Source organism: Arenibacter echinorum, from assembly GCF_003259375.1.
Taxonomy (GTDB): domain Bacteria; phylum Bacteroidota; class Bacteroidia; order Flavobacteriales; family Flavobacteriaceae; genus Arenibacter; species Arenibacter echinorum.
Genome location: NZ_QLLN01000005.1, coordinates 537,868 through 554,361, shown reverse-complemented (window position 1 = coordinate 554,361; position 16,494 = coordinate 537,868). Strand labels below are relative to the sequence as shown.

Sequence of the window (16,494 nt, the reverse complement as noted above, 5' to 3'; positions counted from 1 at the left end):
GTCATTGAATGCACGCCTATTGCGTGATTAATTCCAGCATCCGTTCCTGCTTCGCTACGCTTGCAGTAACGGGCTGTCATTGAATAGGCCGCCGCCTTTTTTTGAAGTCCCTTCATCTTACGATGGGGGGACTTTTTTTTTGCAATATATCCAAATAGGCACGCCGATGGCGTGATCAGTTCCTGTGGCCCATTGTACTGCACTGCGTTTGTACTAATAATTGGTAAACAGTAGCCGCAGAATCCAATCTGCAAATCAACCAATTGACACATTGCCACATTGTATAATTGATAAATGGTAGTTACATCTTCAACCTATCAAATCGATACATTGCTACATTGCATTATTGCTACATTAAACCATTGTTACATTTCCAAATCTACCCATCTTCAAACCATTAAATTGATACATTGTAACATTGAATAATTATAACATTGTAGCTCTAACTTCAAATCGGCTCATTTTCAAATTGAACAATTGCTACATTGAATTATTGCTACATTAAAACATTGGTACATTAAATTATTCTTCCCAACTAGCAATATTCAACGCCCTCCCAAAATAAGTTCCAACAATATCTTTTGAGTAACCCATTTTTTAATATCTTGTCTCTTCTAAAATAATCAACAAAATGAAAAATAGTTTCGCATATCTTATGAGCCTAGTATTCTGTCTAGGAATTTTGAATACAATTACTGGTCAAACAGGGGGTGATAAAAATAAAGATGGTTGGATTTCCTTGTTCAATGGCAAAAATTTGGACGGATGGAAAGTAGGCGAAAACGCCCAAACATTTTCTATAGAGGACGGGGCTATTAAAGTTGAGGGACCCAAAGCACATTTATTTTACGTTGGTGATGTGGAAAACCATGATTTTCACAATTTTGAATTCAAGGCCTCAGTGATGACCAAGCCTGGCTCCAATTCCGGTATTTATATCCATACGCGCTATCAAGAGGCCAGTTGGCCAGTATATGGGTATGAAGTTCAGGTAAACAATTCCCAAGGGGATTGGAAACGTACCGGTAGCCTATATGATATAGTAAATGTTATTGAAACCTATGTTGGCGATGATGAATGGTATACCGAATATATCAAAGTAGAAGGCAAAAGGATAATTATTAAAATAAATGATATTGTGGTGGTAGATTATACCGAACCTGAAAATCCTAAACGAGACGAAGGGGAACGCCAGCATAGGGTGCTAAAGGGAGGAACTTTTGCACTGCAAGGTCATGATCCGAAAAGTATTATTTATTACAAGGATATTATGGTGAAACCTTTGCCTTAATGGAGAATAAGATTATAATAGGAATGCGCTTGTCCAAACCTTTATCCATTATTAGTTGCCTTGTATTGGGGTTATTAATGGTTGGCTGCCAACAACAATCCAAAAACTTAATTCAAAGACCTAATGTGGTTTTTATCCTAGTCGATGATTTGGGATTGGTAGATCTGGGTATAACCGGCAGTAAATATTATGAAACACCAAACATTGATAAATTGGCAAAAGAAGGTATGGTGTTTACCCAAGGATATGCCGCCAGCCGTGTTTGTAGTCCATCCAGGGCCAGTATTATGACCGGTAAATTTACGGCTAGGCACGGAATCACAGATTGGATAGGGGCTGCATCCGGTGCCGCATGGCGATCCCATAATCGTCATGATAAATTGCTTCCCGCCGACTATGTACATAGCCTACCGGCGAAGGATGTGACCATCGCAGAGACCATGAAGAAAGAGGGGTATAAAACCTTCTTTGCAGGAAAATGGCATTTGGGGTCTGAAGGATCCTATCCCGAGGATCATGGATTTGATATCAATAAAGGTGGATGGGAGAAGGGAAGTCCTATGGGAGGTTACTTTTCACCTTGGGACAATCCAACTTTGCCTAATAAAGTTGCCGGGGAGAACCTTACCATGCGCTTGGGCAACGAAACCGCGGATTTTATTAAACAGCATAAGGATTCCACTTTTTTCGCTTTTCTTTCATTTTATGCGGTACATGGGCCTATTCAGACCACCCAAGAAAAATGGGGCAAATACAGGGACAAGGCGGAAGTATTGGGCGTAGCCGAAAAGGGCTATAAAATGGAGCGGGTCCTGCCTATTAGGCAGGAACAGGATAATCCTATTTATGCCGGACTTGTAGAGAGTATGGATGATGCTGTAGGAGTGGTGCTCCAGGCATTAAAAGATTCCGGACTTGAGGAAAATACAATTGTAATCTTTACATCCGATAACGGTGGAGTGGCCTCAGGGGATTCTTTTTCCACCAGTAATCGCCCTCTTAGGGGAGGCAAAGGATATCAGTGGGAAGGTGGTATTCGGGAACCTTATTTTATTAAGGTACCCTGGCTTAAAAATGGAGGATCGGAAAGTGATTTTCCTGTTGTAGGTACTGATTTTTATCCCACAATCCTGGATTTGGCCAATATTGATGCCTTAACGGAACAACATATAGATGGTATTAGTCTTAAACCGATCTTGGAAGGCAAGAAAATGGATGTTGTTAGACCTTTGTTTTGGCATTATCCCCATTATGGCAATCAAGGTGGAAATCCATCATCAATTATACGTGAAGAAAACTGGAAACTTATCCATTATTGGGAAGATGGGAGCGAAGAACTATATGACTTGGCTACCGATGCGGGAGAGCAGTCCAATGTGATAACCCAATATCCGGAAATCGCTAAAAAGTTAAGCAAAAAACTTCATGAATGGCTTAAGGAAGTAGGAGCCAATATGCCGTCAAAGGATCCTGAATACAATGCTGAAATGTCTCAAAAGCGACATAATCGAATTGTAAATGAAAGCTGGCCTGCTTTGGAAGCTGAGCGGTTAAAATTCTTATCTAAAGATTTTGTACCCAATGAAGACTGGTGGGGTAGCAAGGTAACCCAGGATTAATAATAAGTTTTGGACAAACAAAACAGGACTCAACCACTTTTAAACTTTATCCTAAGTTTTAATACGCTAAGGCTCTAAAATATTTTTGTTGGAGTAAAAGTTGTATTAAATTTTCTGTTGCCCCCAACTTAGGAAGGGCCTAAGCAATTTGCCTTTTCCTTGGGGTGAAATGACAGAGACTCCCGGAAATTCTGCTATATACTCATGACTCTTGCCTGATTGGAAATTTATTTTCCGTATGTTGAATCTTGTGAAGTGTTTCCTGTAATTATTCTATTTTATTGGAAAAATCAACGGTTTTTTGTTTTTTAAATTGAGGAATGTTCGTATTGTTAAGAAGAGTTTTTTTAAATAAAAGGCCAATTACAGTTTTTCACTTAACTTTTCAGCATTTTCTTCACTCCCTTCAATTTATAGTAAAAGCCGGGTTTCTCCTTACAAATTTTCAGAGTATATAATGTGTCCACAGATTTTTCATGATTTTTTTTTGACTTTATCTAAGGATACATGGGAGGGAGCCAACTTATAACATGTTTAAAAGCAAAGATTTAAATTTTATCATACTATAAAGCAAGTTATGAGCAAATGATTGGGCGATATGAGCAAGATGCCCAGTGTCCTGCTAGCCTATATTTGGGGACACTCAAACGATAACCGGGTTGGAATATTTAAAACTAATGGAGCAAATATAGTCTCCATGGATTTTTAAAATAGCAACTAATGGTTACGGAAAGGTTAAGAACCAACAAGATTTCTTGAATAACTTAAAAACTTTAAAATGAAACGAAAAAATGAACCAGTGCGGGGTTTTAAACCCGCGCAAAAGGTACTATGGACCACCTTTGTATGTTCCATGGTCATGTTTCTTGCCAATGCTAAAACGGATATAAATAGGGTATTAACACCTATCAATTCCAAGTTAATTGGCGTTGAGCTTCAAACTCAGATAAATGGGTCCATTACGGATGCTGATGGTGTTCCCCTGCCAGGAGCCAATATCGTTGAAAAAGGGACCTCCAATGGGGTTACTGCCGATTTTGATGGCAATTTCACTATTGAGGTAGCCAATGAAAATGCAACCCTTGTGGTATCTTATATAGGGTATGCCACCAAAGAAATTGCTCTAAATGGGCAAACCGCTATTTCTGTGAAGTTGGAAGAAAGTGCCGCAGGATTGGATGAAGTAGTTCTGATAGGGTATGGTACCCAAAAGAAAAGTGATTTAACAGGAGCTGTGGGTTCTGTCTCCTCTGAAGAGCTTCAGGAGAGACCCGCAGCAAACCTTACGCAATCCTTATCAGGTAAAATGCCAGGGGTTAGCGTTTCTATCAATTCTGGTAGACCAGGAGGTAAATCCAATATAAGAATCCGAGGAAATTCCTCTGTAAGTCTTGCCAATGATCCTTTGTACGTTGTAGATGGGGTTATATTGGTTTCAACAGGCCTTGCGGACAACAGCACTCCAATCGATTATATTAATCCAAATGATATTGCTTCTGTCGAAGTGTTAAAAGATGCCTCGGCCACAGCTATTTATGGTTCCAGGGGGGCCAATGGGGTTGTTTTGGTTACTACGAAAAGAGGAAGCAATGCAGGTGGTAGAATCAGTTATGATAGTTACTACAGTTTGGGTACACTCGCCAAGAAAGTGGGGGTCCTTAATTCCGAGGAATTTTTAATGATCGAAGAGGTTGCTTACCAGAATGCGGAAAAATATGATGCGGTTGGTTTTGCAAATGGTAAATATACCGATCCTGCCTTAAAAAGGAACGATCCAAGATTGTTCGATGCCAATGGAGATCCAATATACGATACAGACTGGCAGGATGAAGTTACCAGACCGGCATTTACCCAAAATCATCAATTATCTTTCACAGGAGGAAATGAGAATGGAAGTTATGGAGCCTTTTTAGGATACATGAACGAAGAGGGTATCATGAAGGATTCTTGGTTAAAACGATATTCCGGGCGATTTGTTTTTGACTCCAACATTAAAGATTGGTTAAAGGTAGGTGGTAGTTTAAGCTATAATAATCAAAATGAAAGGGTTATACATGCTTCATGGGTAGGAAGGAATATGATAGAAAATATTCCTATAATTCCAGTTAAGTACCCTGATGGTACCTGGGCCAGCAACGCGGATTATCCAGGTATGGAAGGTGGTCCCAATCCGGTAAGGGTTGCGGAAGAATATAAGAGATACCTAAAGACCAATACTGTGCTGGGGAATATATTTGCCAATATTACTTTGGCCAAAGGCTTGGACTTTAGGACGTCTTTGGGTATTAATAGTATCGACCAAAAAATTAATGAATATGCTGGTAGGGAACTTAGTTTTATCGGGACCAACACGAATGGATATGCTACTAGATCATTAAACGAGTATTTGTCATGGCAATTTGAAAATTATTTGACATATCAGAAGGAGATTGCCGAAATGCATTCACTAACTGGTTTATTGGGTATTTCATGGCAACATGTCAACAGTTCTAGTTTCAGTGCTGGTTCTCAAAATTTTTCAGATGATTTTTTCAGCTATGATAATTTGGGAGCGGGGTCTGTTGTACGTACGCCAAGTTCAAGTGCTTATGCATATGGGCTTAATTCTTATTTTGGAAGAATCAATTACGGCTTGCTGAATAAATATTTACTAACAGTTACAGGGCGTGTAGATGGATCCTCAAAGTTTGGGGCTACCAATAAATATGCGTTCTTTCCGTCAGCAGCATTGGCATGGAAAGTGTCCGAAGAAAATTTCCTAAGGGAATCCTCTTTAATTTCCAATCTTAAACTGCGTACAAGTTATGGTGTTACCGGTAACTCCGAAATTCCTGCATATGGTGCACTTTCAGGTCTTGGAAACTACGCCTACGTAGTTAATAATTCTATTGTAAATGGTATTGGTATAGATAGGTTGGCCAATCCTAACCTGCAATGGGAAAAAACAGATCAGGTAGATGCCGGTATAGAGTTGGGTCTTTTTAATGGAAGGGTTTCCATGGAGGCCGATGTTTATAGAAAGTTGACCACGGATATGCTTTTGAATTCTCCGGTACCAACAAGTAGTGGTTATGCTTCGGTATTTAGGAATATAGGTAGTATGGAAAATAAAGGATTCGAATTTTCCTTGAATACAAAGAATATAATGAATACGGATTTCTCATGGGAAACCGATTTCAATATCGCCATGAACAAGAATAAAGTGGTGGCCCTTTCCGGGGGTAGTGATATATTTTCCAGTCGTACTATTATTAGGGAAGGAGAACCTGTAGGTTCATTCTTTGGATTGGTTAATTTGGGAACTTGGGGAACCGACGAAGAGGCTGAAGCTGCAAAATATTTCAGGTTGCCAGGGGATGTAAAAATAGAGGACAGAAATAATGACGGGGTTATCAACCAGGCGGACAGAACAATTATAGGGAAAGGTATACCGGATGGATACGGTAGTTTTATAAACACCTTCCGTTATAAGAATTTTGAATTGTTGGTAGATCTTCAATTCCAGTATGGTAATGATATCATGTATATTACTACGCGTCCACAAGAAAATCGCCAGGGTATCGCAAATAGCTTATCCACTGTTTTGAACGGTTGGACTCCGGATAATCAGGACACACCAATTGCCCAGTGGAGACCTGTATCCGCAGGTTATGATAACTTGGACACTTCCCATATGATCCAGGATGGGTCTTTTATTAGGGGCAGAAACCTTCTGTTGGGCTACAATTTTCCTTCCGAAATGACTGAAAAAATAAAACTCAATAGGCTTAAGATATATACTTCTGCACAAAACTTCTTTGTTAGCACAAAATATCAAGGTTATGACCCTGAGGTGCAAACCAGTGACAATACTTTTGGACAAGGAGAGGTTAATTTTGATCAATATCCCAAACCCAGGGTATTTATGATCGGGTTGAATGCAACATTCTAATTAAAAAAAGACAAAAATGAAAAATACTATAAAAACGCGATTTGGGTTATTTACAATAGCCTTTTCACTATTCCTTACTACAGGATGTTCCGATTTTCTTGAGGAATCAGATCCAACCAATATTACGGCTGAAAGTTATTTTGAGACTGCTGAGCATGCCGAATCATCCGTTATTTCCATATACTCCAGTTTAAGAACGGTAAGAGGAGGTAGTTATGGGGGCAGTCCATGGCTAATGTTGGAATTCGCAACAGGACTTGCTGATAGTGATTTGGGACAGGCCGATAATAGCAATATTATTAGAAATTTGACCAATACCTCGGATAATGCATATGGTAAAGCGTATTGGGATAGTAGTTATAAAGGAATTGCCAATGCTAATTTGGCCATTGCAAACATTCCGGAAATTGCTATGGACGAAGCAAAGAAAAATAGACTTATGGGCGAGGCCAGGTTTTTAAGGGCCTATTATTACTATAACCTGGTTAGAATTTTTGGTTCAGTGCCTTTGATTACAGATCCTATTGATCTAGGTTCGGAAAATCTATATGCTTCTCCAGAATCTGTTGAGAATATCTATGCTTCAATTGAAGAAGATCTTACCTTGGCAGAGGCTTCTGGATTGCCTTTTAATGATACTACGGGGAAAGTTACTTTGGGCGCTGTTAAATCTTTATTGTCAAGTGTTTACCTTACCATGGCCGGCTATCCTTTGCAAAAAGGGAATGAGTATTATAAAAAGGCTGCGGACAAAGCTAAAGAAGTAATCGATTCGGATCAGTACAGCCTATTTACATCATATGCAGATCTTCACGATCCGGCCGGTAATAATATAGGTGAGAATATTTTTATGGTGCAATATGAAGCTTTTGTAGACCCTTCAAATTGGCAACCATTAATAATACCTTATAATATGAACATTTCAGCGTATTCTGAGCAGACTGGCGCTATTTATGCAAATCAGAATTTTATACAGTCCTATGAAGCTGGTGATAAAAGGGTTGAAGAAAAGGAATTTTACTACACCACCTATACTTCAAAATTCGATAGGAATGAAACCATCGTTTTGGGAGGCTACTTTTTATATAAACATTTTGATATTGTAGCCAATTTGGAAACCGCTAGTAGTGACCTTAATTGGGATTTAATTCGCTATGCGGAAGTACTTTTGATCTATGCCGAGGCCCAGAACGAGATTTCCGGACCTACCATTGATACTGAAGAGGCCTTGAACAAAATTAGGAGGAGAGCCGAACTTGATGAATATACTGGATTAAGCAAAGAGCAATTCAGGGAAGCAGTTTGGAAAGAGAAATGGCACGAATTGAGCTACGAAAATGTAACCTGGTTCGATATGGTCCGTCTAAGAAAGGCTTTGAACGTGACCACAGGAAACTTTGAGGACTTTGTTGGTCATAAATTTGCTTATGGACCCACACTTACGGCTAGAGAATTATTGTTCCCAATTCCAACAGATGAATTGCGAAACAATGAAAATCTTGTGCAGAACCCAGGATATTAATTTAAGGACAATTTAATATTGTTATGGTTGTATAACCCAAATATGTCGACTCTGGAACTTTTATTAGAGTAGGTTGCAATCAATGTGGTTTTTCCAAGATTCATAATGGCTATTCTTCTAAATAAGAAATAGTTTTATGATTGGATAATATTTTTATAGAAAATAAAAGAATTGATAACTAAATTGTTCAAAAATAAAATAGGTTTGATTATGATCATAGACAACTTACGTCCATTCGGTTATTTGGCAGGATATTTTAAGGTTTTTGTTTTAGCCATATTTGTCCTTCCAATAATTTCAAATGCCCAAAGCACGGTAAAGAAAAAACCCAACGTCATTATTGTAATTACAGATGACCAAGGTATGGGCGATTTGGGCTGCTATGGAAACCCATACATTAAGACGCCCAACATCGATGAATTTTATAAAGAGTCGGTGCGATTTACCAATTTTCATGTGTCAACCACCTGCGCTCCCACCCGTGGAGCCATAATGACCGGCAGACATACCAATAGGATCAACGTATTCCATACGATAACAGGACGTTCCCTACTTTTTGAGGATGAAGTAATTTTACCGCAAGTTTTGGCCCAAAATGGATATACCAATGGAATGTTTGGAAAATGGCATTTAGGGGATAATTATCCATACCGTCCTGAAGACAGGGGTTTTCATGAGGTTGTTAGGCATGGTGGCGGAGGAATCACACAAGGCCCCGACTATTGGGGGAACGATTATTTTGATGACACTTATTGGCACAATGGGGAAACTCAAAAATACAAGGGTTACTGTACCGATGTTTTCTTCTCCGAAGCCATGGACTTTATAGAAGAAAATAAGAACGACCCATTTTTCTGTTATATCGCTACCAATGCTCCCCATGGCCCGTTGAACCTGCCAAAGAAATATTTGGACATGTACAAGGATATTGAGAACCTTGAGGAAAAGTATCAACGATTTTATGGGATGATAACCAATATCGATGACAATTTTAAGTTGTTGCAAAAGAAATTGGAAGAGTTGAAGATAGCGGACAATACCGTCTTGATCTTTATGACAGATAATGGTACCGCGGGAGGGAACAAGGTTTTCGATGCAGGCTTAAGGGGCTCAAAAGGAAGTGAATATGAAGGTGGACATAGGGTGCCTCTCTTTATTCGCTGGCCTGATGGACAACTTACTGGTGGTAAGGACATAGACAAACTGGTTGCGGCCTATGATTTGTTGCCTACTTTTGTTGACGTATTGGGACTGGATTTTAATCCGGTGAAACCCTTGGATGGCATAAGTCTAAAGCCATTGCTATATGACACGGACGAAAATTGGCCCAAAAGAACACTATATATTGATACCCAAAGACTCCAAAACTTGGTAAAGTACAGAAAATACTCTGTTATGGATGACAATTGGAGGTTTGTGAATGGGACTGAACTATATGACATGAACACAGATCGTAGTCAAACCAAAAATGTAATAGATCAACATCCCGAGGTGGTGGAAAAACTGGCCGAAGGTTACGAAAGATGGTGGCAGTCGTTCATGGATGAGGGCGTTGACGAAAGATATGCCTATATAAAAGTAGGATCGCCCCAAGAAAATCCAAGCCGTATTTCCTCACATGATATGCTCACGGGAAAATTTAATGGAATGTGGCATCAATATGGAGCTGCAAGCGCGGTCCAAGCTACTGGAAGATGGAAAATTCAATTCGTGGAAGATGGGGAATATAAAATTAGCCTATGCCGATTTCCTAGGGAGAGTGGATTGGAAATTAACGCAACTTTCCCGGCACAGGAGAAAATCGTGGAGCTGGATAGGACTATGCCGGCCAGCGTAAAATCTGATTTCGAAAAGGCTTATTTGTATGTTGCGGACATAGATGAAACGGCTAATGTGGAAAAGGGGCAGAAGGAAGTATCCTTTACTGCTAAAGTTTCGGCAGGGAAGTATGATATGGAAGCTCAATTAATAGATAAGGATAATAGGGTGCATCCGGCCTATTATGTCTATATTGAGAAATTATAACAGTAATTTTTGATAATAAATCTGGATTATTAAAAGTAGAGGGAATCATTTTTGAAGAAGTTGAATAACGTTTTATTTGTTTTTTGTTGCTTTATGCAGGGAAGCACGTTGACGAATTTCGTAAATAATTGATATCCCCAACTTAGGACCCCTAATTTGAAAGCCATAGCCTACAAATTAGGGGTTTTGAGGTTTTTAATACTGTCTATTGATTGCCAACACGTGCAATTATATCAAGGGCTGACATCTCCTTCGCTATCTAAATTATCTTGCCAAATGTTATCATATAAAACCTAAGGAAATCACCCGGGAAACATGTTCTCGATGTGAGTTGTGTAGGGGAATCAAAGATGTTGACTTGGAACCTCATTATTACACGTTCACAACCATAAGGAGATGTCAATAGGAATAAGGTATTCTGAAACCTTAATTTGTAGAGGTAAGCTTTTTGAGAAATGGGGCTTCGGAATGCGATTTTTGTTTATAAGTCACCATTTTTTATTCTACTATCTTGGCTTTGGCCAATAAAGATGACTAGGGGAACCAATACTAGAGGTTAAGATAAAATTTTGGACAAGGTCCGAATTACTGGGTAAGAGCAGATTTTACCTGATGATATCATTGAGTTATGATGTACGAAATAAGCACCGTCCATAGAAAAAAATGTAATAGATTTTCCGACGCCTCCGACCTTAGAAATGCATAAGCCCTTTTCATTTGTGTTTTAACGGTGTTGATGGAAATCCCCTGCATTTCTGCTATTTCGGCGTAACTCCTCCCATTAATAATGGCGGAAATAAATATTTGTTTTCGGCTTTCAGGGAGTTCGTTCAGCAGTGCCTGTATCTTCCTGCCGTTTGCACTGGGTGGCTCCATAGGTTCTGGCTCGTCGTATTTTGGCGTGTTTAGACTTTGAATAAGAAATTTTTCTTTTTTTGCCTTTTCAAGAGAAAGCAAGCTCAAGTTTTTTACGGCCTTAATGGCATATGCCTTAAAGGATATTGTTATGGAAACCGACGCTGCTCGTTGCCAGTACGAGATGTAAAAATCTTGTACAATATCTTTGGCGGTATCCTTATCCTTTACGATTCCAAAAGAAATTAGGCACAACATAGGGAAATGCTCTTTAAAGAGTTTCTCCATTTCTTGGTTGCAATTTTTCTTGTTTTTGGTCATGGTTTTATAGGATTTTATATCCTAATTGATGTTTGGGCAATTGTGTTTTTGGTTAAAAAGTATCATCAATTATACTAATTTAATTTCATTTGGCATAAATATTTATCAAATTCTGAAAGAAATAATATTTTTTTGTCACCCTAAGAACGTTAATTGACAACTTATAATAAAGAACCACAAATAGGCCTTATGCAAAAGTTGAAATCCGTTTTGGTAAGTATTGAACAATCCGGTCGAATAGAGATGGATGTTCTTCAACAACTTACCCAAGAAGAGAAGGAGATTGTATATACTCTTTTTCATGAAAACTTAGTGACGGAGGCTTTGGTGTTTCTGGAAGAGATGGACACTGATTTGGAATGGCAGGAATTTATGGAGAAGGCTTATGCTTCTAAAAAACAAAGGGTTTCCCTTTTGCGACCACTTCTAAAGTATGCTGCAATTTTTATTGGAGTTATTGCAACAGGGTATTTAGTATTTAGACAAAATGAAATGGCTAGCCAAAATACCATTTCAGAAACTACCATAAAGCTCAAAATGGGGAACGATAATGTGAAGGTAATTCAGGAGGAGAGCAGTCAACAGATAGTTTCCGCTTCGGGTAAAGTGCTAGGAGTGCAAAAGGGTAATAGAATTAGCTATAAGATTGATTCGGAAATCGGTGAGTTGGTGTATAATGAATTGGAGATTCCATTTGGAAAAATATTTGAAGTAGAACTTTCTGATGGCACTTTGGTACATTTGAATTCCGGAACAAAAATAAAATATCCTGTTAAGTTCCTAAAAACTGGGAAGAGAGAAATATTTATAAATGGAGAAGCATACTTCAAGGTGGCCAAGGATATGGAACATCCATTCGTTGTGCATTCAGAGGAAGTAGCTGTAGAAGTGTTGGGTACCGAGTTTAATTTCTCTTCCTACGAGGAGGATGAAGAAATCAGGACTGTATTGGTTGAGGGTGCCGTTAGCATGACAAATACTTTAGCCCCAGAAGAGGATTTGGTGCTAGTTCCTGGGACTAAGGGAGCTTGGAATAAAATATCCCATACCACGCATGAAGAGGAGGTGGATGTTCACCTGTATACAGGATGGATCAAAGGAGAACTGGTTTTTAGAAATGTAAGCTTTTCGGATATGTCCAAAAAGCTGGAACGTAGCTATAATGTGGTTATTGAAAACAACAATGATCTTCTAAGCCGGAAAATTTTAAACGCGCGGTTTAATGTTGACATTGAGAGCATAGAGGACGTAATGAAATCTATAGGTGAGGTGCATGCTTTTAATTATGTCATAAAGAATAGAAAAATAACTATAGACTAATATGAACCATAAAAATCAATTGCTTATGCCGTAACTTTTTGAATACAGAATAGAAAGTTCAAAAAAAATCGGAAAATGCTTGAGACCATTTCCCGATTTAAGAACTAATAATTAAACGAGCTTTTCAAAATCATTTAATCAAACCAAAATTATGAAAAATAAATTTATGGGGGTCATGCTATATAGGCTTTTCCCTAAATTCGACTTGAAGATGAAACTAACTACCTTTTTGCTTATAGTTTCGTTATTTGAGATTCAAGCAAATACCTATGCACAGGGTGCCAAATTAACCCTAGAATTCGATAATGTTCCGGTGGAAGAGGTTTTTAGTGAAATAGAAGCAATTTCGGAGTTTCGGTTTTTATATGAGAGTGCACAGATAGATCTTGATCGAAAAGTAACGTTACACGTCAAAAAAAGAAAAATATCGGAGGTGTTGGCCCTGCTTTTTGCCAACACCAATATAAGTTACAAAACTTTGGATCGACAAGTAATACTTACCAAAAGTATAAATACTGCCATGCCAGCCAAGATTGAGGATGTTAGTCCAACAAAAAAGGTTGGCCTAGTACAGTTCCAGATTTCGGGTGTAATCACAGATGCCGATGGCATTCCTTTATCAGGGGCCAACATCGTGGAAAAAGGTACTTCCAATGGTGTTACGGCCGATTTTGATGGTAATTTTAATATTGAAGTAGCCAATGAAAATGTGACCATCGTTGTTTCGTACATTGGATATGCTACCAAGGAGATCCCTCTTAACGGACAAACAAATCTTACCATTACTTTAGAGGAAGATGCTGCAGGTTTGGATGAAGTTGTTGTCGTTGGTTACGGAACGGTTCGCAAGAAAGATTTAACAGGTTCGGTTTCTTCGGTTAAGGGTGTCGATTTGGAAAAAACACCTTCTAACACTTTTGTTCAGGCCTTGCAGGGTAAGGCCTCTGGCGTGGATATCAGGGCGGCTTCTAATGCGCCTGGTGGGGGAATCCGAATTAGAGTAAGAGGTACTAATTCAATAAACGCTTCTAGTCAGCCACTTTATGTAGTTGATGGATTTCCAATAGATAATGGTGACACTACTCCAGAAGCTGGAGGTAATAGAGCTTCTGCCAGTGATCCTTTAACAAGTATTAGCCCGGGTGAAATAGCCTCGATCGAAGTTTTGAAAGATGCTTCGGCCACAGCCATTTATGGTGCTAGAGGGGCAAATGGCGTTGTAATAGTTACTACCAAAAGAGGAAGCGTTGGCAAAGCTAAAATTGATTTTGAATATTCTACCGGTATAAGTACGGTAAGAAAAAAATTAGATTTGGCGAACGCAGAGGAGCTGGCCATTTTGACAAATGAATGGGCCATCAACAACAATCAACCACTTATTTATGATGGTATAAATAAACCCTTGCCAGAAGAACTTGGCGAAGGTACTGATTGGCAGGATCAAATATTTAGAACCGCCATCACCAATAATTACGGTCTTACAGTTTCAGGCGGTCGGGAAGGTACACGATATTTAGTTTCCGGTAGTTATATGGATCAGGATGGTATAATTATCGAATCTAACTTTAAAAGGGCAGGACTAAAATTTAATCTCGACCAGGATTTGGGTGAAAGACTAAAATTTGGAATGAATACCAATATTACTAGAACTATTAATGATGCTGTGGATTCAGATGGTGGAGGTTATCAAGATGATACACCACTTTGGAATGCCCTAGCTACGACTCCTGTAATTCCTGTCACCGACAATGAAGGTAATTATATTCATAATCATGACGAAACTGTGAAGGTTCTCGAAAACCCTGTGTCCATTGCCAAAACACGTACTGATATTACTTACAATACGCGTATTCTAAGTAATGCTTTTTTGCAATATGAGCTGTTCAATGGTTTTTCTTTTAAGGCCAATTTTGGTGCTGATTTAATTAATTCGAAACGGAACGCTTACACACCCACAACAGCAGAAACACAAGCACTACCCAATAACGGTATTGCTTCTATAGGGAATGTGCAGAGAACCAATTTGTTGGCGGAATATACTTTCAATTACAACAAGAGCTTTGGAGATTTGCATCGCTTGGATGCGGTTATTGGATATACTTTTCAAAGTAACAAGTTGGAAAGTGTATTTTCAAGAACGGACGACTTTTTCACAGATTTAGTGGAGTTCAATAATTTGGAACTTGGTTCTGATCCCCGACCATCAAAAAGTGGGGCAACGGAAACAGCTTTGCTGTCCTATTTAGGAAGGGTCAATTATGTATTTAATAGTAAATATATTGCAACGGCTTCAATTCGTAGGGATGGTTCTTCGAAATTCGGAAACGGTAGAAAATGGGGCGTTTTCCCTTCAGGAGCTTTGGCTTGGCGATTGATAGAGGAGGATTTTGTCAAAAACCTAAATGTGTTCAGTAGGTTAAAACTAAGAGGGAGTTATGGTTTAACAGGTAATGAGTCTATTGGAGCCTATAATTCCTTGGCGCTTTACGCAGCAACTGCACAACCTATTATCGGTGGTGTCCCAGTTGTTGGTCTTGCCCCCAATCGAATTAATAACCCCGATTTAAAATGGGAGCGTACCAAACAGACCGACCTTGGTCTAGAAATGGGTTTCCTTGATGGAAGTTTAAATTTGGAAGCAGGATACTATGTGAAAACCACGGAAGACCTTTTGTTAAGTGTGGCCATACCTACACAGTCAGGTTATTCCACCAGTGTACAAAATATAGGAAAAGTGGAAAATAAAGGGTTTGAGTTTGATCTTGGATACAATCATAATTTTGGAAAATTATCGTGGAGTTCCAATTTCAACATTTCGTTTAATCGAAATAAACTTTTGGAACTTCCAGAGGGTACAGAAGAACTTATTAATGGAATCGGAAGGGGAGAGACGGCCTATGGCTATTCTATAGCAAGAGAAGGCCAACCATTAGGCCAGTTTTTTGGTTATCGTTTTTTGGGTATCTGGGAATCGGAAGAGGAGATTACATCTGCAGGAAATGCTGTTGGTGGTGTTAACAGGGTAGGACTTCCAAAATATAAGGATTTGAACGGTGATGGATTTAAAACCAACTTGGATGATAGAGAAGTTGTTGGTGACCCCAATCCTGATTTTATTTACGGATTTACCAATACATTTTCATACAAAAACATTAATCTCTCCATCTTTATCAATGGAAGTCAAGGGAACGACTTGGCCAATATGAATACTATAGGGCTATATGCACAGCCCCAAAAACACAATGTGCTACAAAAGGCTTTTGACGAAAGATGGACGGGGCCAGGAACGAGTAATACTATTGAGGCACCCCTCACTAATGCTGGGGAATGGAAGAATTTCAGCGACAGGAATGTTGAGGATGGTTCCTATTTGCGATTTAAAACAATTAATCTTTCCTATGACTTGCCAATAAATGAACTTGGTTTGGATTGGTGTAGAAGTGCACAACTTTTTGTTGCTGCCGATAACCTAATTACCATTACCAATTATTCTGGTTTTGACCCAGAAGTGGATTTGTACGCCACGAACAATGTCAGTTTTGGTGTTGACAATGGTGCATATCCATCATCGAGAAGTTTTAGGCTGGGAGTGAAATTGGGATTTTAATTT

The 16,494-nt window shown here is 38.9% G+C and carries 9 protein-coding genes; 7 read left to right on the top strand and 2 right to left on the bottom strand.

The annotated features are described in order from the left end of the window. A partial coding sequence (locus tag LV92_RS21905) for a hypothetical protein (protein WP_211322996.1) occupies window positions 1-272 on the bottom strand: 272 nt, incomplete at its 3' end. A 359-nt stretch (window positions 273-631) separates the two neighbouring features. On the opposite strand from LV92_RS21905, the gene LV92_RS15525 reads away from it, so the two are divergent. From LV92_RS15525 to LV92_RS15505, 5 genes are all read left to right on the top strand, one after another. Continuing rightward, complete coding sequence (locus LV92_RS15525) at window positions 632-1,291, top strand: 3-keto-disaccharide hydrolase (RefSeq protein WP_111624503.1); 660 nt, start codon at window positions 632-634, stop codon at window positions 1,289-1,291. Then, on the top strand, window positions 1,291-2,910 hold the full coding sequence (locus tag LV92_RS15520; RefSeq protein ID WP_245946399.1) for a sulfatase: 1,620 nt from the start codon (window positions 1,291-1,293) through the stop codon (window positions 2,908-2,910). The genes LV92_RS15525 and LV92_RS15520 overlap by 1 nt, the downstream gene beginning before the upstream one ends. A gap of 778 nt (window positions 2,911-3,688) precedes the next feature. Beyond that, complete coding sequence (locus tag LV92_RS15515) at window positions 3,689-6,841, top strand: SusC/RagA family TonB-linked outer membrane protein (RefSeq protein ID WP_111624502.1); 3,153 nt, start codon at window positions 3,689-3,691, stop codon at window positions 6,839-6,841. Window positions 6,842-6,857: 16 nt separating this feature from the next. Continuing rightward, the gene (locus LV92_RS15510; RefSeq protein ID WP_111624501.1) at window positions 6,858-8,363 is read left to right on the top strand and encodes a RagB/SusD family nutrient uptake outer membrane protein; all 1,506 of its coding nucleotides are present in this window, start codon (window positions 6,858-6,860) and stop codon (window positions 8,361-8,363) included. A 210-nt stretch (window positions 8,364-8,573) separates the two neighbouring features. Beyond that, window positions 8,574-10,388: an arylsulfatase gene (locus LV92_RS15505; protein ID WP_111624538.1), complete on the top strand. Its 1,815-nt coding sequence runs from the start codon at window positions 8,574-8,576 to the stop codon at window positions 10,386-10,388. A gap of 618 nt (window positions 10,389-11,006) precedes the next feature. Here LV92_RS15505 and LV92_RS15500 read toward each other — a convergent pair. Further along, window positions 11,007-11,564 (bottom strand): RNA polymerase sigma factor, encoded by a 558-nt coding sequence (locus LV92_RS15500; protein ID WP_111624500.1) that lies wholly within the window; start codon window positions 11,562-11,564, stop codon window positions 11,007-11,009. Window positions 11,565-11,753: 189 nt separating this feature from the next. Here LV92_RS15500 and LV92_RS15495 point away from each other — a divergent pair, with 189 nt between their 5' ends. Together LV92_RS15495 and LV92_RS15490 are read left to right on the top strand one after the other, a co-directional pair. Next, window positions 11,754-12,884 carry a FecR family protein gene (locus tag LV92_RS15495; RefSeq protein ID WP_111624499.1) on the top strand — a complete coding sequence of 377 codons (1,131 nt, stop codon included), beginning with the start codon at window positions 11,754-11,756 and terminating at the stop codon, window positions 12,882-12,884. 151 nt (window positions 12,885-13,035) lie between these two features. Next, window positions 13,036-16,491, top strand: a complete 3,456-nt coding sequence (locus tag LV92_RS15490) for a TonB-dependent receptor (protein WP_111624498.1) — start codon at window positions 13,036-13,038, stop codon at window positions 16,489-16,491. Window positions 16,492-16,494: the final 3 nt, after the last annotated feature.

Coding starts and splice junctions, on each gene's coding strand:
- LV92_RS15525 (WP_111624503.1), top strand. CDS start 632: ATGAAAAATAGTTTCGCATATCTTATGAGCCTAGTATTCTGTCTAGGA.
- LV92_RS15520 (WP_245946399.1), top strand. CDS start 1,291: ATGGAGAATAAGATTATAATAGGAATGCGCTTGTCCAAACCTTTATCC.
- LV92_RS15515 (WP_111624502.1), top strand. CDS start 3,689: ATGAAACGAAAAAATGAACCAGTGCGGGGTTTTAAACCCGCGCAAAAG.
- LV92_RS15510 (WP_111624501.1), top strand. CDS start 6,858: ATGAAAAATACTATAAAAACGCGATTTGGGTTATTTACAATAGCCTTT.
- LV92_RS15505 (WP_111624538.1), top strand. CDS start 8,574: ATGATCATAGACAACTTACGTCCATTCGGTTATTTGGCAGGATATTTT.
- LV92_RS15500 (WP_111624500.1), bottom strand. CDS start 11,564: ATGACCAAAAACAAGAAAAATTGCAACCAAGAAATGGAGAAACTCTTT.
- LV92_RS15495 (WP_111624499.1), top strand. CDS start 11,754: ATGCAAAAGTTGAAATCCGTTTTGGTAAGTATTGAACAATCCGGTCGA.
- LV92_RS15490 (WP_111624498.1), top strand. CDS start 13,036: ATGAAAAATAAATTTATGGGGGTCATGCTATATAGGCTTTTCCCTAAA.